Source organism: Mesorhizobium sp. WSM4817, assembly GCF_055811135.1.
The window spans coordinates 43821-60000 of the sequence record NZ_JBVVQQ010000028.1; the positions used below are offsets into that span (position 1 = coordinate 43821).

The 16180-nt window shown below is 60.4% G+C and carries 15 protein-coding genes; 3 read left to right on the forward strand and 12 right to left on the reverse strand.

Annotated elements, in window-relative coordinates:
- Positions 1 to 51: 51 nt before the first annotated feature.
- The 4 genes from AC0L2K_RS28995 to AC0L2K_RS29010 are packed head-to-tail and all read right to left on the reverse strand — an operon-like array spanning position 52 to position 4153.
- Positions 52 to 1020: a glycosyltransferase family 2 protein gene (locus AC0L2K_RS28995; protein WP_091592817.1), complete on the reverse strand. Its 969-nt coding sequence runs from the start codon at positions 1018 to 1020 to the stop codon at positions 52 to 54.
- The gene (locus AC0L2K_RS29000) at positions 1010 to 1960 is read right to left on the reverse strand and encodes a glycosyltransferase family 2 protein (RefSeq protein WP_023796736.1); all 951 of its coding nucleotides are present in this window, start codon (positions 1958 to 1960) and stop codon (positions 1010 to 1012) included. The genes AC0L2K_RS28995 and AC0L2K_RS29000 overlap by 11 nt, the downstream gene beginning before the upstream one ends.
- Positions 1960 to 2958 carry a glycosyltransferase family 2 protein gene (locus AC0L2K_RS29005; protein ID WP_287283112.1) on the reverse strand — a complete coding sequence of 333 codons (999 nt, stop codon included), beginning with the start codon at positions 2956 to 2958 and terminating at the stop codon, positions 1960 to 1962. The genes AC0L2K_RS29000 and AC0L2K_RS29005 overlap by 1 nt, the downstream gene beginning before the upstream one ends.
- A gap of 25 nt (positions 2959 to 2983) precedes the next feature.
- Positions 2984 to 4153 (reverse strand): glycosyltransferase family protein, encoded by a 1170-nt coding sequence (locus AC0L2K_RS29010; RefSeq protein ID WP_128244480.1) that lies wholly within the window; start codon positions 4151 to 4153, stop codon positions 2984 to 2986.
- 205 nt (positions 4154 to 4358) lie between these two features.
- Here AC0L2K_RS29010 and AC0L2K_RS29015 point away from each other — a divergent pair, with 205 nt between their 5' ends.
- Positions 4359 to 5855: a lipopolysaccharide biosynthesis protein gene (locus tag AC0L2K_RS29015; RefSeq protein ID WP_353682530.1), complete on the forward strand. Its 1497-nt coding sequence runs from the start codon at positions 4359 to 4361 to the stop codon at positions 5853 to 5855.
- A gap of 38 nt (positions 5856 to 5893) precedes the next feature.
- Positions 5894 to 6916 (forward strand): phosphoribosyltransferase family protein, encoded by a 1023-nt coding sequence (locus tag AC0L2K_RS29020; protein WP_128244482.1) that lies wholly within the window; start codon positions 5894 to 5896, stop codon positions 6914 to 6916.
- A gap of 55 nt (positions 6917 to 6971) precedes the next feature.
- Here AC0L2K_RS29020 and AC0L2K_RS29025 read toward each other — a convergent pair whose 3' ends face one another.
- From AC0L2K_RS29025 to AC0L2K_RS29060, 8 genes are all read right to left on the reverse strand, one after another.
- Entirely contained in the window at positions 6972 to 8051 is a 1080-nt protein-coding gene (locus AC0L2K_RS29025; protein ID WP_128244483.1) for a glycosyltransferase, read from the reverse strand.
- Between the two features lie 82 nt (positions 8052 to 8133).
- Entirely contained in the window at positions 8134 to 8583 is a 450-nt protein-coding gene (locus AC0L2K_RS29030) for a hypothetical protein (RefSeq protein WP_128168345.1), read from the reverse strand.
- Positions 8580 to 10040 carry a GMC oxidoreductase gene (locus AC0L2K_RS29035; protein ID WP_473533011.1) on the reverse strand — a complete coding sequence of 487 codons (1461 nt, stop codon included), beginning with the start codon at positions 10038 to 10040 and terminating at the stop codon, positions 8580 to 8582. The genes AC0L2K_RS29030 and AC0L2K_RS29035 overlap by 4 nt, the downstream gene beginning before the upstream one ends.
- A 90-nt stretch (positions 10041 to 10130) precedes the next feature.
- Complete coding sequence (locus AC0L2K_RS29040; RefSeq protein ID WP_128244485.1) at positions 10131 to 11462, reverse strand: UDP-glucose dehydrogenase family protein; 1332 nt, start codon at positions 11460 to 11462, stop codon at positions 10131 to 10133.
- 61 nt (positions 11463 to 11523) lie between these two features.
- Positions 11524 to 12393, reverse strand: coding sequence for an endo-1,3-1,4-beta-glycanase ExoK (gene exoK, locus AC0L2K_RS29045; RefSeq protein WP_287171511.1), 870 nt, complete (start codon positions 12391 to 12393; stop codon positions 11524 to 11526).
- A 145-nt stretch (positions 12394 to 12538) separates the two neighbouring features.
- A complete protein-coding gene (locus AC0L2K_RS29050) occupies positions 12539 to 12937 on the reverse strand; it encodes a hypothetical protein (RefSeq protein WP_023796746.1) in 399 nt (132 codons plus the stop codon).
- 264 nt (positions 12938 to 13201) lie between these two features.
- Positions 13202 to 14215, reverse strand: coding sequence for a glycosyltransferase family 2 protein (locus AC0L2K_RS29055; protein WP_128244486.1), 1014 nt, complete (start codon positions 14213 to 14215; stop codon positions 13202 to 13204).
- Between the two features lie 411 nt (positions 14216 to 14626).
- Positions 14627 to 14947 carry an exopolysaccharide production repressor exox gene (locus AC0L2K_RS29060; protein WP_473533012.1) on the reverse strand — a complete coding sequence of 107 codons (321 nt, stop codon included), beginning with the start codon at positions 14945 to 14947 and terminating at the stop codon, positions 14627 to 14629.
- Between the two features lie 557 nt (positions 14948 to 15504).
- On the opposite strand from AC0L2K_RS29060, the gene AC0L2K_RS29065 reads away from it, so the two are divergent.
- On the forward strand, positions 15505 to 16179 hold the full coding sequence (locus AC0L2K_RS29065; protein WP_128168350.1) for a sugar transferase: 675 nt from the start codon (positions 15505 to 15507) through the stop codon (positions 16177 to 16179).
- Position 16180: the final 1 nt, after the last annotated feature.

A 16180-nucleotide genomic window follows, 5' to 3' on the forward strand; every position in this document is an offset into this window, starting at 1 on the left:
TCCTTCTGAGGAGATCGACTTCAACCTGTCGCAGGCCGCGAAAACTATTTTTCAGCTGCCTGCACCCTTCACCTCCCCCGCACCCACGGCAAATTGCGCCGCCAACCTTCGCAGCCGAACGGCGATCGGCATGCCCATATGCCAAACCGCCGCCGGATCGCTGAGCGCCGTCCACACCGCCTTGAGTGGGGATCGCGCCTTGATGTGCTGGACCAGAGAAAGGAACGACGCCGCCTTGCGCAGGCTGCGCGTGCGCCTTGCGAAAGCGGCTGCGGCCTTTGCGTCCATCGAATGGGCTCTGGCGAAAACGAGGTCGGCCTTACGCATCGACTCGACGTGATGAAGTTCGAGCACGCGGGAAATGGAGCCGGTCCGGATATGGTAGACATAGCCGGTCGTCGGCTCGACCACGCACTTGCCGCCCTTGGCCAGAGCACTGGCCAGCAGGATGTAGTCCTCGCCGATGATCAGGCTTTCGTCATAGCGAAGCCCGTTTTCGTTCAGAAACCGGCGCTGGAAGATCGGTTTGAGATAGCCGAGATTGAACCTGGATTCGAAGACCACATTGCCGGCAATATAGTCCGCCAGCGAGATTTCACTCAAACCCTCGAGATAGTCGGCCGGGAACATCGTCTCTTCGGCAACACCGTCCTCGCGAACCACCTGGAGATTGTCGACTGCGATCGCGGCGCCCGCTTTCTCGGCGCGGTCAATCATGGTGCAGATCCGCCCGGGATAGACCGCGTCGTCGGAATCGAGGACCGCCACCCACCTGCCGCGGGCAAGCTCAAGGCCGACATTCCTGGCGCCGCCTGGACCGCGGTTTTGCTCAAGTGCGACGACGCGGACGATGTCTTCGGGGTAGGATCGCGCCAGATCGAGCGTCCGGTCGCGCGACTGGTCGTCGACGACGATCACCTCCACGCTGACATCGCGCTGGGCGATGGCGCTGGCGATCGCCCGCTCGATGGTCAGCTCCGAATTGTAGGCGGCAATGACAAAGGTGACGTCAGGCTGCACGCTTGCCCCCTTCCTGCGGCGAGGGCAGGCCGTATTGGCGGATTTCACGCACGCCGACAAGACCGCTCACGACGCCGACATGCATGATGCCGCGAAGCACGCTGCGGTTCCTGCGCACGGGACTGATGGCGACCGGGATTGCCGATGCGAAACAAAAAACCGCCTTTGCCGAGGCGAGGCCGACTTGCCTGACCAACGCGAGGCCATGCGCGTCGCGCCCCAGCAGGTGCCCATGCGTCTGCCCGACGCGGAACCGGCGGCGACGGAGCCAGTCGAAAGCCGCCCTGGCGCGCGGCACCACTTCATCGACCCAGGCCTGCGGCGAAAAGGCGATGCGACCGCCGGCCTTGACCATATGGTCGAAGAATTCGGTGTCCTCGCCACCGGTCTGACCACGCGCCAGGCTGAATCGCCGGCCGCGGAGGCTGTCGGCGCCCATCCTGAGCAGGACGTTGCAGGTGTAGCCGGTGCGGATCTCGCCGCCCACCCAAACGGGCAAGGTGGAGTGAAAATCGCCGCGGCGCATCCAGTTGGGCGCATCCGGCCGATAGCGCGCCCGCACTGGCCCGAGCACGGCGGCAGCGCCACTCAAGTCCGCCGTCGCAACCAGTTCGACAAGCCATCTCGAGGATGCCGTTTCGTCATCGTCGAGGAAGGCGACGAAATCCGCCGTACTGGCGTCGAGGCAGGCATTGCGGGCGATTGAGATGTTGCGTGCCGGGCAATGACGATAGCTGATCGGCAGCTTCAGCGTCTCCGCCAGCGTTGCCACCAGCAGTTCGGCCGTTGGCCCGTCATCATTGTCGGCGACGATGACGCGGATGTCGAATCCCGAAGGCACGTCCAGGGCGGCTACCGAGCGAAGCGTGTCGGCAAGCTCCGGCCGCCTAAACGTGCAGACGCAGACGTCGACGCTGCGGTTTTTTTCGGCCACACCCATCACGCCACCCTTCTACGTTGCAATCGCGGTCCAAGCAGTTGCAGCCAGAAACCGACGGACCAGCCGAAATGCATGACCATCGCCGAAATCCCGGCAAGGGCGCTGTCCGGATTGCGCTGGCTGATCGCAATCCACACGCCATAACCGAGACAAACCGACGCCCACACCAGAATCGGCATGACTGCCAGCCAATGCACGAAGAAAAAGGCAGAGAGAAGGACGACAGGGAACACCAGGAGCGGCACCATCTGCCGGACCTTCGGTATCATGCGGTGCTTGAGAACGTTCTTTGCCCGGCCGCGGCCATAGCCGAGATACTGGAAATAGAGGCCGGCGAGCGACGAGCGCGGGTAATAGATCATTTGCGTCTTGCCGCTCATCCAGATCCGGTAGCCGGCCTTGCGCAGCCGGTAGTCGAGCTCCGCATCCTCGTTGTGGCTGAACGTCTCGTCATAGCCGCCCACCGCCTTGAACGCCGAAATCCGCATCAGCGCATGGTGACCGTGGTCGACCCACTCTCCCGCCGAGAGATGCCGGTGCTTGGAGCCGCCCGTGCCGAGCTTGGAATTCTGTGCAGCCGCAACCGCGTTCTGCACTGTGCCGCTGCCGCTGGTCAGCATCGAGACGACGACCGAATCGGCGCCGGTGGCCAGCGCCTCTTCGATTAGTCGGTCGCAATAATCCGGTGGGTAGCCGCCATGCGCATCGATGCGAATGAAATATTCAGCCCCATCGCCGTACCTGGCGATGGCGAGATTGATCGCCGCGCTCTGGAGGCGCTTTTCATTGTCAAGAAGGATGATCCTCGGATCCTTCCCGGCGATCTCCTCGACGATCGCCCTGGTGCCGTCCGTGCTACCGCCATCGGCAACGATGATCCGGGCGCCGAGCCTTTCGGCGGCCGGTCGAAGCTCGTGAACAAGCGCACCGATGTGAGCCGCTTCGTTCAGGCACGGAATCACGATCAGGTTGGACGGAAGAATTTTGGTCTGCATCATCGGCCCATGTCCATCCATAACCATCCTAAGCCAGTGCCTTGGCAGCATATGAATCGGGCACGGCCGTCAACCCGCGAAGCTTTTCGACAAGCGCCCGGCAATCGCTGCGATCGTGGCTCCAGGTTCGCGGATTGCGGGCAAGAACACGCGCCCGCAATTTCCCGAAACGATGCTCCTCCAATTCGCCCAAGGCGGCTTCGAGTGCCTCGGGCGTGGCTTGAGGCAAAAGGACACCGATTCCCTGCTGGTCGAGGAACCGGCCGGTTTCGGTGTGGCCCATCGAGATCGGCACGGCGCCGAAGCGGCAGCCCTCGTAGAGGCGGTTGGGCAGCAGCCATTCGGAATTCAGCCCCTGCTCGAAAAAATCGATGGCCCAGGAAAAATGGACCTCACGGTAGATCGTAGCCATATCCTCGGGATTCCGGTAGGGGCCGCCAAACGCGAGCCAGGGCTCGGATTCAACGAAACTGTGAAAATCCGGAAATTCGGAAAGCGCCGGACGGCCTCTGAGGATGATTTCGAAGCGGCCCTCGAGCCGTCGGGAAAATTCGGCCAGAAGCTCCAGGGAGCGGCGGCATCGGAGCGCGCCGAACCAGCCGATCCGCCAAGGCGGAGCGACGGGCTCCGCCGCCATGCGATCATTCAGCGAAACCGCGGCAGGCTCGAAATATTTGTTTTCGAGCAGTTCGACCGGCGCGGCAATCTGCCCGAACGGCTTGAAATAGTTTGCGATGAAGGCCGGCGAACTGGTGACTAGCAGCTTTACATCCCTGGCCAGATAGCGCTCCGCGCCGCGCATCGCCTTGCCCAGAAAATCGTCGCGAAGCATCAGACGATGGATGTCGAGACACTCATAGACGATCGGCACGGTTGCCTGGAATGCCGATTTGGCACGCCGGGCAAGCGCCAGCATTTCCAGATTGCGCGCGATGATGAGGTCGGGTCTCGGCATCGAACCGAGTTTCGACCCGATCGAAACCGCCGCCTTGGTGACCGCTGCCAGCCGTTGGGCGAATCGGCCGTCGCGCGTTGCGCCAAGATCGATCGGATGCAAGCCCTCGACCTCGGCGATCGGGCTTGCTGACCGGCGAAAGCCCGCCAGTGTGACCTGGGCGCCGCCTGCCTTGAGCATTATGATCCGCCGGCGCACTGCCGGGTCGGAGACGTCGTGCACCAAGTACAAGACATGCAGCATGAAAAACTCGACCGCTGTTGGCCCACCCGAAAGAATCCTAGTACAGCTCGTGCTGCATCGCAACATTTTTGGTGCAGCATAGCAGGGATCGACGTTTTTTGTGTCGACGTTTTTTGTTGCGCTGCAAAATTATTGCCGTAGTTTGGTGGCAGCATCGGGCATGGGTCGGGACTCCGGGACCGGCACGAAATCAGGGACCCTGAATTTGCAAGCCAATGCATTCGACCCGCCAGAGGGCTCTCTCCGCAGATCGGTCGGACGCGGCGCTATCATTACGGCTTTGGCGCAATCGGTGCGGGTTGCGACACAGATCGTCTCCGTCATCGTGCTGTCGCGCCTGCTCTCGCCGCAGGACTTCGGCGTCGTGGCGATGTGCGCGCCTGTGCTGGCTTTCATCGCGCTGTTCCAGGATTTCGGCCTGACCCAGGCGACGATTCAGAAAAGCGGAATCAAGCATGAGGAGGTCAATTACCTCTTCTGGGTCAATGTCGCGGTTAGCGCATTGCTCGCCTGCGTGCTTGCCGGCGCGGCGCCTCTGGTCGCCGCCTTCTATGGCGAACCGCGGGTGTCAGGCCTGGTGGCAGCACTCGGGCTGCAGATCATAGCCTATGGGCTGGGCGCCCAGCATCTGGCGCTGCTGACACGCCGAATGCAGTTCGCCCGCTTGGCCATCATCGACGTCGCAAGTGCCATTGTCGGCCTCGCCGTATCGATCGCCTGGACTTTCATAGACCGTTCCTATTGGGCGCTTTTTGCCGGCACCCTGACAGCAGCCGTACTGCCCACGCTTTGCTACTGGGCAAACTCGCGATGGCGCCCCAGCCTGCCGCGCAAGGTCAACGGCATTAGCGAGCTGATCAATTTCGGCGCCGGCATCACCGGGTTCAACTTCGCCAACTTCTTTGCCCGAAATCTCGACAATGTGCTGATCGGAAAATACTGGGGCGAAGCGCAGCTTGGACTCTATGACCGCGCCTACAAGCTGCTTCTGTTTCCGTTGAGCCAGATCACCAACCCGCTGTCGAAGGTCATGGTGCCGGCTCTTTCCAGGCTGAAGGACGAGCCGGATCGCTACCGCAGCGCTTACCTTCGCGTCATGCCGCTGATATTGCTGGTCGCACTTCCAGGTGTTGCCTTCGCCATCGCCATGGCCGACGTGCTGATACCGTTCGTGCTCGGCGAGCAGTGGCGGCAGAGTTCCAGCATCTTCCTGGCGCTCGGTTTTGCCGGGCTGCTGCAGCCGCTCAACAACCCGGCGGGATGGCTTTTCATCAGCCAGGGCCGCTCGGGCGATTTCATGCGCTGGGGCATCATAACAGCCTTGACGTCGGTGCTGGCCTTCCTGATCGGCCTGCCCTATGGCGCGCTGGGCGTGGCGATCGCCTATGCGGTCAGCGAGTATCTCAGAACGCCTTTTCTGTGGCTGTATATCGGAAAGACCGGGCCGCTGCGGGCAAGCCATATGCTTCGCGCGGCAACGCCCTTCGTGCTTGGCGCGCATCTAGCGCTTGCCGCGATCTGGTTCGCCAAGCCGTTGCTGCCGCAACAGCACATCTTCGCGATGGCGAGCGCGGTGGCGCTGTCCTACATGATCACGGTCATGACCGCGCTGGCGTTTGCTTCCGGCCGCGAGGCGTTGCGGGAGGCCCTAAAACTGTTGCCGGCACGGGCGCCTAAGGCAGCGCCAAGCGAGGCAAAGTAACTTGCACGGACATCCATACGAGGACCAGGTCTGATCCCATGCACTACCGATCGATCTCCGACATGAATGACGCGATTGTCAGGAACCTTCACCGGTTGCCGCGCGACATCGACCTGGTGGTCGGGGTCCCGCGAAGCGGCATTCTCGCCGCCACCCTGCTCAGCCTGACGGCGAACATTCCGATGACCGACCTGGACAGTTTCCTGGCCGGAAAGATCTATTCTTCGGGCGTCACCAAACGCCGCGCCGCGCTCGACCGCCAGGCGACCGATATGCGCAAGGTCCTGGTGATCGACGACAGCGTCAGCGGCGGCGCTGCCATGAGAGAGGCGCGCAGCCGGGTAGAGGCCGCCGGCATCAAGGCGGACTTCACCTTTGCCGCGGTGTTCGGCCTGCTGCCCCAACACGAGGAAACCGACATCGTCCTCGAGGTCGTGCCGCATCCAAGGATGTTCCAATGGAACTTCATGCACCACAAATTCCTCGCGCAATGCTGCGTCGACATTGACGGCGTGCTTTGCCTGGACCCGACCGAAGCAGAGAACGACGACGGCCCCGCCTATGAGAAATTCCTGGGCGAAGCGCTGCCTCTGTTTGGCCCGACCCGCAGGATCGGCTGGCTCGTCACCAGCCGGCTCGAGAAATATCGCGCGCTTACCGAAGCATGGCTGGCAAACCACGGCATAGAATACGACAAGCTGATCATGCTTGACCTGCCGAGCAAGGCAGAACGGCAACGGCTTGGCGTGCATGGCAGTTTCAAAGCCGATTTCTACCGCAAATCCGATGCCATCCTGTTCATCGAAAGCGAGCACCAGCAGGCCCTCAAGATCGCCGAGCTTTCCGGCAAGCCGGTGCTGTGCGTGGAAACGCATCTGGTAATTTATCCCGACACGCTGTCACTTCCGGCACTTGGACAGGCGGCGCGCAACCTTCCGGGCAGGTTGCGGCAGATCAGTTCGCCTGACGGGCGTAAGACGGCAATCAAGACCGTCGCGCGCACGCTGCTTGGCGAACGCGGTTACGAGACGCTCAAAAGCCGGGTCAAACGACCGGCTTGAACCTGGTTCGGGACTTAAAGCGCGTCACGCGACGCGCGTTTTTGCGCGACATGCGTTAAGCGGCTTGCCGCGAAGGCGGTCGTGTCGCCCTCTCGAGCATCGAGAAGAAGGTCGCGAACTGACCCGCCGGATCGAGTTCCGGGCGCTCGGAGAATGCACGCGCCGCCGCTGAGAGCCGCCCATATTCCTGGCTGTCGGTCCACAGACGCCTGACCACTGCCACCCAGTCGGCGAGTGGGGCATCGTAATCCAGCACCACGCCACCGGAGCCGATCGCTTCGGGCAGGCCGCCACGACGCGAGCCGACGACTGGAATGCCGCTGCAATGGGCTTCCGACGCCACCCGGCCCCAGGCCTCTTCCCATTTGCTGGGAGCCAGCAGGATTTTCGTGCGGCCGTAGACCGTCTTCATGTCGTTGGTCCGGCTCTCCAGCGTGACGTTGCCGAGCGGCGCGATCGTCTGCTCGATCCGGGCCCGATGATCATCGTCAAGCTTCCAGCTTTCGACGAACAGGAACGGGATTTCAGAGCAGGCGACGGCGATGCGCACCGCAAGCTCGAAACCTTTTTCCTCATAGGGGTTGATCAGCGTGACAAACTCGCCGGTCGTCGGCGTGCGGTAGAGCGCGGGATTGATGGTCGGCGGAATAACCGTCGAATCGATATCGAATTTTGCCTTGTAGGTGCGCGCCGTGAACTCGGAATTGGCGATGTAGAGCGCCGAATGAAGCTCGCGCAGATCGCCGCCCAATTCGTGGAACTCGACATTCCTGAGATAGACGACTAACGGCACGCCTTCGGCCTGCAGCGCCTTACCGATCGGAACCGACTTGTGGCACTGGACCACGGCGACATCCGGCCTCAGCTTTTCGACGGCAAAACCCGCCGCCTCCCAGGGAAACCAGGCGCGCACGACCGGATAGCCCGGAAAGCTGTCGATGACAGCGCGCTGCCTCAAAAGCTTCATCTTGGCGCGCGCCTTGTAGCCGAAGACGCCCTGGCCGAACAGGGCGGCGAGCACCGAAGCCTCATGCCCGCGCTCGAGCAACTGTTCGGCAAGATGATGGGTGCTGGACTGGACACCGCCGCTGAACTGGGGCGTGTAACCGTTACCGCCTGCAAAAAGCACTTTCATGGTTTCGGCTCCTTGTCGCATTCTCAAAGTTTAACGGGCAATGACACACGGCTTATTTACGGATGCTGGCTTGCGACCCGCTTCAAGCATCCTGCTGCGTCTCTAAATTGGCGAACGGATTGGTGCATGGCTGCCATCCGGTGAAGCGGACCGGGTCGGCTGGCGAACTGCGCCGGGCGTAGTCGGTCAGCATATGGAACTCGGCAATGACCCAGCGGTCGAAATGTCTCAGATCCTCTTTTTTCTTTTCGGGCAGAAACCGGCGGGCGGCGCCCAATTTCAGCTCCTCAAGCAGAGTGACAGCATCGCCCAGCTTTGTGTTCGGAAATATCCAGGGGTTCCGCTTCTGGAATTCCAGGACGAACTGCTGCAAGTGCTCGATGCGCATGTTCAGCCTGCCGAAATATCGTTCGAGCGTGACGCGCACCAGATCCTCGTCCGAAAGCGAGGAAACGGTGGCGTAGGCGATGCCGGTCGAAGCAACTCCGCCAGCCATGATGGCCAGTGCCGCGCGTCGCGAAACCGTGATCATCCGGCCATTTCCTTTCCTGCTATCCGGCTCGCCGCCCGCAGGGAGAGGGCTGCCGCCGTCAGGCTCGGGTTGGCGCAGGAACAGCTTGGATATGTGCTCGAGCCGACGACAACCAGGTTCCTGAGCTGATGGTGGATCATGTCCCGATCGATGACCGAATCCGCCGGGCTCGAGCCCATCCGCAACGTGCCCTGGACATGCGACTCGGTGCGCCGGATGCCACGATCGAAGATCTCTTCGACCGGTAGCGGCGCCAGAAGCGCCGCCAATTTCTCCTTTGCCCGCGCCATGCCCTTGACGGCATAGTCGGATGCTCCCGCGAAACTGACGAAGGCGTTTTCATCCTCGTCGAGAATTACGAGATTTTCCGGGTCGAGCAGGTCTTCGGTAACAATGATGATGGGAAGCGTCTGACGGACACGTCCCTTTTCAGGGCGCATCCCGTGCTGCCAGCGGTTTTCGAAATAGACCAGCGCCGCCGCATGGTCCGATCTGTGAGCGCCGTCATAAAGGCCGAAATTCAAGCCGGTGGTGATGGTGCTTCCGTCGAAATTATCGACACCGTCGAGATAGGCTTCGAAATTCCATCCGTAGGATTCGTGCAGGCCGCGCCCGACGAATTCGCCCGACAGGCCGGACCGCAACATGATCGCCGGGCTCTGGATGGCATTGGCGCCCAGTATGAAAAGATCGCCGCTGACCGAATATTCCTTGCCCTCATGCACGAATGCGACCGAACGGACCGAACCGCCGATATAGTCGAGCCGGCGCACTTCAGCGCCAAGGCAGACCGAAACGTCGGGATGCTCGAAGACGTGCATCAGGCCATTGTTGGCGGTGAATTTGGCATCGACCGGGCATAATCCGCACCGCAAGTTGGCGCAGCAAGAAGACCGTTGCGCGGTCGGCACGCGCGCGCGGGCTGTCGGCATGACAAAATGCTGGTCCGGCTGCGCCGCTTTCATCATCCGGTCCGGCGTCGACATGTGATGCGGTGGCTGGGGAAATGGCCTGGAACGCGGCATCATCGCCGCCATGTCGGGGTCGCCTGAAATCGACATGACGTCCTCTGCATCGCAGTAAAACGGCTCGAGCTCGTCATAGCTGATCGGCCAGTCGTTACCAACGCCGTAGAGGCTTTTCAGCCTGAAGTCGTTCGGGTGAAAGCGCGGCGTCTGGGCGAACCAGCAATTCGTTCCGCCACCCAATCCGATGGTGTAATTCCACGGCTTGTCAGAGTTGGTCTTGTAGGTGGTCTTGTCCTCGATGTCGGCGTTGACGTTCTGCTCGAGCTGCCATTCATGCGTGTTGTGCCCGCCCCATTCCAGAACCAGAATGCGTGCCTTTCGCTGCTTGGCGAACGCATGCAGGAAGAAGGCCGAACCGAAACCGGAACCGACTGCGACAAGATCGAAATGCTCGTTGGCGATCTGTTCCGGCCTGATGCCCAGCACCATCAGAGAAGACCCCTTGTTGACACGAGCGCGTTCATCGAAGCCTTCGCGATCGTCCTTGATGTCCTGGCCACCGGCCTGTCCCGCCTGATCTCACGCCGCCATCCTGCCGATCGAGTGATATTCGATGCCGTAGCGAGCGATGACCTTGGGGTCGTAGAGGTTTCGACCGTCGAAGATGATCGGCGTGGACAGCGCATCCTTGATCGCGTCGAACGACGGTGCCTTAAAATTCTTCCACTCGGTGGCGATCATGAGCGCATCGGCGCCACGCAGCGCTGCCTCCTTGGTCCCGCACAAGAGCAGATCCTCGCGCAGTCCGTAGACGGCCTGGCATTCCTGCATCGCCTCGGGATCGTAAGCCTGCACTTTGGCGCCGGCCTTCCAGAGCGCTTCCATCAAGACCCGAGCCGGCGCCTCACGCATGTCGTCGGTATTGGGCTTGAACGCCAGGCCCCACAGCGCAAAAGTCTTGCCCTTCAGATTGCCGTTGAAATAGCGGTTCACCTTGTCGAACAGGACCGATTTCTGTTCGTTGTTGCGTTCCTCGACGGCGCGCAGCAGCTTGGCATCGAATTTGACGCCTTCGGCGGTCTTGATCAGGGCGCGCACGTCCTTGGGGAAGCACGAGCCGCCATAACCGAGGCCCGGATAGATGAAGTGGTAGCCAATGCGCGGATCGCTGCCGATGCCCTTGCGGACCTCCTCGATGTCGGCGCCGAGTTCCTCGGCCAGATTGGCCATTTCGTTCATGAAGCTGATCTTGGTCGCCAGCATGCAATTGGCCGCGTATTTGGTGAACTCGGCGCTGCGCACATCCATCACGATCATCTTCTCGTGGTTGCGGTTGAATGGAGCGTAAAGCTCACGCATCACCGCCTCGGTGTCCTCGCTGCCGGTGCCAACGATAATGCGGTCGGGCTTCATGCAGTCGGCCACCGCGGAGCCTTCCTTGAGGAATTCCGGATTGGAGGCGACGTCGAAAGTAAGATCCTCGCGGCCCCGCGCCTTCAGCGTCACGGCGATCCTGGCCTTAATCTTTTCGCAGGTGCCGACCGGCACGGTCGACTTGCCGACGACGATCTTGGGCGCATCCATCTCCCGGCCGATCGCCTCGGCAACGGCCAGCACATATTTGAGGTCGGCCGAACCATCCTCGCCCGGAGGCGTGCCTACAGCGATCATCTGGATCTGGCCATGCTTGACGGCGGCCGCGGCGTCGGTGGTGAACTTGATGCGGCCGGCCGCATGGTTCTCCTTGACGAGGTTTTCGAGCCCGGGCTCGAAAATCGGAATGAGGCCCTGATTGAGCCGCTCCACCTTTTTCACGTCGATGTCGACGCATAATACCTGATGGCCGACTTCGGCAAGCACCGCCGCCTGCACCAGACCGACATAGCCGATTCCAAAGACAGTCAAATTCATGTGATTTCATTCCTGTTCAAGACTTCGGAGCGCTTTCGGCCCGGCCGGTTCAGATTGGTCTTTATTTAATGCTGCATGCCAGCGATTCCGGAAACTGGCATGGCTGGCCGAGCGCCGTGAATGCGATGCGATCCACTTGCAAGGTAAGCTTGCGACCCGGATCCGAAAACGGCCCCAGCCATTCCTTCATCGTGTCGCTGCCCCAGAGGCTAAAAAATATCTTTTGCGCATGGCTGGGCAGCTTTGCCGGATCGGTGATCGTGTTCACCAGCTCGCCATTGACGTACCAGCGCAGCCGGTCCTTCTCCCAGACGAAGGCGTAATCGTTAAAAGCCTTGTCGGTGCCGCCAGCTACATCCACCACTTTCTCGTTATTGCCCTTGCCGGCGATGTAGGCGTTGACCTGCACTTTGGAGGTGTCCTTGGTCAGCACCTCGAAGTCGATTTCATCCCACGGCTGCTTATCGGTGGGGCCGATGTAGGTGAAGAAGGAGGCGTTGATGCCAGAGCCCGAATCGGTTTTCATCCGCGCCTCATAGGTGCCATAGCCGAAGCGCTGCTTGGATTGGACCTCGCCGCAGGCAAAGTCGCGATCCTTCACTTTCTGCTTTTCGAAACCGAGCGTCAGCATGCCATTGGAAAGCTTGACCTGTCTTTTGGACCAGATGCAGTTCTGATACTTGCCGTTCGCCCAGCCGTCGGCAATGTACCAACGCGCCCGGTCGAAGCTGGTGAAATCATCGACGAACGATGGCGCAGTCGGGATGTCCTGCGAACGGGAAGGGGTCGGGCCCGCAACCAGGCTGCCGAGTGCGACCAGCAGAAACGCTCCGCCCGAACATAGCTGCCTCAGTTTCCCTTGCCTCATCATGTGCGTGAACGGCCGGTCGCCGGTTGCTCGGGTGGACGTGCTTTTCGAATCCGCGTTCATACCAAACTCACCTTGTGCTGTGCGCCCCCCCAACCCAAATCGATGTTCAAAACCATGACGAAACGAGCTGATCTTGACCTTCTGCCGGTAGCTTCCCCGGTTGCCTGCTTCTTGCCCAGTGGCGCCACCCAGGCTCTTTGAAATTTCACCCCGCGCCGGCGGCCGGGTTGGCGAAATCGGCCTTGTTGGCCGAGCCAGGTTGGGCGCTTTCGTCGAAGATAGCATCCAGCGAATGCCGGAGACCCTTCATCAATTCGTTCTGGCGGGCGAGCGCCGCGATGCGCCGCTCGTAATTCAGGATCGACTTCGTCAGTTCGCTGACCTCGGAGGATCTACTGGAGGAGGCCGCGCCATTTTCGATCGCCTCGACCAGGAAGGCGGCGTTGGTGGCCTTTGTCCGGTAGCGATTCTCAAGCCCGTTTTTCTCCGCCTCGATCTCGGCTGCGATCTGGTCAAGCAGCTTTGCCAGGCGGTCAAGGCGCGAGATATCGGTCTGCCTGTCTCGAGCCGGATCCCTTGATCTGAAGCCAAATATGGAGGCCATGCGCTCAGTTTCCTGTCATAGCCGGCCTAAGCTGTCCTTGTGCCCGGCCGGGCCAAAAAGTTCTTGTCGCATCGTCCAGCTCCTCTCACAGGCGGACATTTTCGGCCGATTCAAACAGCCAATCAAAATTGCTGCACCGCAACATACATGCCATTCCCAAAGCGAGTAGGCAACCACCTAGTGCGGCGAATCGGAAATTCGCATCGTTTTGAGGCCGGGTAAGGACCTGTTGACATGATCGGTGTGGCGCGCCGGCGGACCAGCTCAAGCCTCGCCGACCGGGCTGGTTGCGGCCATGAGAAAGCGCCGCGACGGCACAGGCTGTTTCGAGCCAAAGCCGGCGCGGCGAAACAGCGCATCCAGCTTGTCGGCGGCCACGCCGCGAACGATGGGGATGAGATTGGATTGGCTGGCCAGGGCGTAGGCCGCAGCCGCTGTCAGCCCTCTCTCGTTCTTCACGTCGAGGAAGTTTCGCAACCGATATTTGTCGCGCACCTGCCGTTCGTGCTTTCTGAGCACGGCCTTGGAGCCTTCCGGCAAACTGTCGATCGCCAGCAGCGCCAGATCCGCGTCGGCCAGACGCTTGAGATCCTGCGTCCTGTGCTGGCCGCTCAGCGAATCCGCGCGAACGATCGCTCCGTAGCCGCAGGACCTGATGACCTTGAAGCGCGCCCCGCAAGCAACTGCGCGCGCGTAGAGTTCATAGTCTTCGCCCAGCCGCAGGTTTTCGTCATAGCGCAGCCCATGCCGGTCCAGAAAAGCGCGGCTGATCACCGGCTTGAGGAAACCCAACTCACCTCTCTGCACACGACGACTGGAGATGTTGCCTTCGATGAAGCGCTCGAAATCGAGAAATTCCGGATCGGCCGCAAACCGCGGAGCGGTGATTTTCGAAACGTCGGTCGCCGCATCGTCCCTGATCATCATGATGTTGTCGGCAGCGAAATCCCAATCGGCGCTGGCGAACAACTCGCGAAATCTGCCCTCGAGAAAAAAATCGTCGGCGTCCAGAATGCTGATGAACGGCGATTTGGAGCTGGCGATCGCGGCGTTGCGGGCCAAGGAAGGACCGCCGTTGACGTCGAGCCGGATGACGGAAAGCCTGCCGCTGCCATCGTCGGCCGCCCGAACGACTTTCGCGGTATCGTCAGTGGAGGCGTCATCGACGACGACGACTTCGGCCACTTCCGGCTCGCGCAAGGCCGATGCGATGGCAACCGCAATTGTCCGCGCCGCGTTGCGAGCAGCAATGATCACGCAGACTTCCGGTTCTGTCATCAATTCGCCTCTCGACTGCACAGGTAGCTCCGAATTTTCTCCCCCAATGCAGCTCTCGTTCTCACTGACTGCCCGGCTGTACGAAACATCAGCCGGCGCTTATGCTGCGATTGCGAAGCATCGTTAAAATCACTCGCTCCGTCCAGTCTTTCCTTTCGGGGTCGTCATGGCGCAAATCGACGGGCGGTGAAATGCCAGCGGATAGGCGGGCCGCTTCGCACACCATCCCTGCGCATTCTGGATGGGGTCAGCGCACTCGAATCGCTGATCACCAGGTCGATCGACAGGGTTTAGGCAGTGGTGGCCGAGTCAGAGGATCCGAGGCTGAAGGGGAAATCACAAGTCGGTTGCCCAGGATGCTGTCGGGCGAGCAGTGCGCCAGGGACCCGGCCGACGCTACCTGCCGTCAGGTCAGTGGAGGCTTCTCCTGGCACTGAACTTCTCGCCATCGGCCGCTTCGGTCGAACTCAGCCTTCGTTCGACGTCGCGAATCTTGTCAGCCGACGTCGGGGTATTTCTGGCAACCATGGCGAAAACGAGCAGAAAGTAGCCCAATTGAATGACAATGGCGCAGGCTATAGCGCGAAGTAGCGTTGCGCCTAGCGTAGCGCCGTCGAGATAAGACCAGGCGACCACGATCGCCAGCGCGAAAATCATGCCGATAATGAATTTTGGTAGCGACATACCCGACAGCCCGTCAACCTGCTCGGGCAAAAATCGATGATTGACCATCCCGAGCCTCCCTTCGCCATGCGAGCTTGTTGAGGCCACCCGCTTTTTTTTGGCCGGTTGCTTCCAGCCTTCCCACGCTGTCCATACTCTGACAGAAACAATTTGCAACTCTATTAAGGTGTGCAATAGCGGGCAAGGCCAGCCGCAAATTATTTTGCATAAGTTCGGGGGATCGACTCTGCCATGTTGCGACGCACACCCCCGTATCACGACCAATCAGCCGGTCTGGACTCACTTCAGTAAGAGCCATAATATTAATCAGTATTTTACTTTAAGAGCGCTCTATATTTTACAAAGCTACAGCACGATATTTCTCAACCATGCGGCACTAAGAGCGACACGCCCAAAATCAGCCTCAAAAAGGCACTAAATTTTTCAAGGTTGCCCATAGTTTGTCACGAACGCGCCATAAAAGGCCAAAATTTGCGCAGGACCGGTTTATTATTTAATCAATGCATGACGCGATTATTTCAGGCGCTCAAGGAATTGTGTGTTGCGATGCAGCATTTTTTTGATATCGTGCGGCAAACCATCCGTTCAACGTATGGAGTTTATGCATGAGGGACGTAGCCAAGCCGGCCGACGCGGATTTTCCACAGGCCGGTATCGACTTTCCACCAATCGGCGGCCTGCTCAAACGCAGCTTCGATATCGCCGGTTCACTGATTGGGCTGGTTGCTCTCAGTCCGCTGTTTGTGATGGTCGCGCTGCTTGTCAAGTTTTCCGACGGCGGGCCGATTTTCTACGGTCACAGGCGGATCGGGCGGGGCGGACGGATTTTCCCGTGCCTCAAGTTTCGCACCATGGTGCAGAATGGCGAACAGGTGCTGGCGGCATACCTTGCCGCCAACCCGGAGGCCAAGGCCGAATGGATAGCCACCCGCAAGCTCAAGAACGATCCACGCGTCACGCGTGTCGGGGCCGTGCTGAGGAAGCTCAGCCTCGATGAACTGCCGCAGATCATCAATATCCTTCAGGGTGACATGAGCCTTGTCGGTCCTCGCCCGGTGGTGCGCGACGAGCTCGAAATCTATGGCAGTTCGGCCGTCTATTACCTGAAATCGCGCCCTGGCCTGACCGGGCTCTGGCAGGTCAGCGGCCGCAATGACGTTTCCTATGACAGCCGAGTCGCATTCGATCGCCACTATGTCGAGAACTGGTCGCTGTTCGAGGACATTCGCATTATCATCAAGACCGTGCCTGCCGTCTGGATGTCGCGGGGCTGCTATTGAC

Coding starts and splice junctions, on each gene's coding strand:
- AC0L2K_RS29000 (WP_023796736.1), bottom strand. CDS start 1,960: ATGGGTGTGGCCGAAAAAAACCGCAGCGTCGACGTCTGCGTCTGCACG.
- AC0L2K_RS29005 (WP_287283112.1), bottom strand. CDS start 2,958: ATGATGCAGACCAAAATTCTTCCGTCCAACCTGATCGTGATTCCGTGC.
- AC0L2K_RS29010 (WP_128244480.1), bottom strand. CDS start 4,153: ATGCTGCATGTCTTGTACTTGGTGCACGACGTCTCCGACCCGGCAGTG.
- AC0L2K_RS29020 (WP_128244482.1), top strand. CDS start 5,894: ATGCACTACCGATCGATCTCCGACATGAATGACGCGATTGTCAGGAAC.
- AC0L2K_RS29025 (WP_128244483.1), bottom strand. CDS start 8,051: ATGAAAGTGCTTTTTGCAGGCGGTAACGGTTACACGCCCCAGTTCAGC.
- AC0L2K_RS29030 (WP_128168345.1), bottom strand. CDS start 8,583: ATGATCACGGTTTCGCGACGCGCGGCACTGGCCATCATGGCTGGCGGA.
- AC0L2K_RS29035 (WP_473533011.1), bottom strand. CDS start 10,040: ATGGTGCTGGGCATCAGGCCGGAACAGATCGCCAACGAGCATTTCGAT.
- AC0L2K_RS29040 (WP_128244485.1), bottom strand. CDS start 11,462: ATGAATTTGACTGTCTTTGGAATCGGCTATGTCGGTCTGGTGCAGGCG.
- exoK (WP_287171511.1), bottom strand. CDS start 12,393: ATGAACGCGGATTCGAAAAGCACGTCCACCCGAGCAACCGGCGACCGG.
- AC0L2K_RS29050 (WP_023796746.1), bottom strand. CDS start 12,937: ATGGCCTCCATATTTGGCTTCAGATCAAGGGATCCGGCTCGAGACAGG.
- AC0L2K_RS29055 (WP_128244486.1), bottom strand. CDS start 14,215: ATGACAGAACCGGAAGTCTGCGTGATCATTGCTGCTCGCAACGCGGCG.
- AC0L2K_RS29060 (WP_473533012.1), bottom strand. CDS start 14,947: ATGGTCAATCATCGATTTTTGCCCGAGCAGGTTGACGGGCTGTCGGGT.
- AC0L2K_RS29065 (WP_128168350.1), top strand. CDS start 15,505: ATGAGGGACGTAGCCAAGCCGGCCGACGCGGATTTTCCACAGGCCGGT.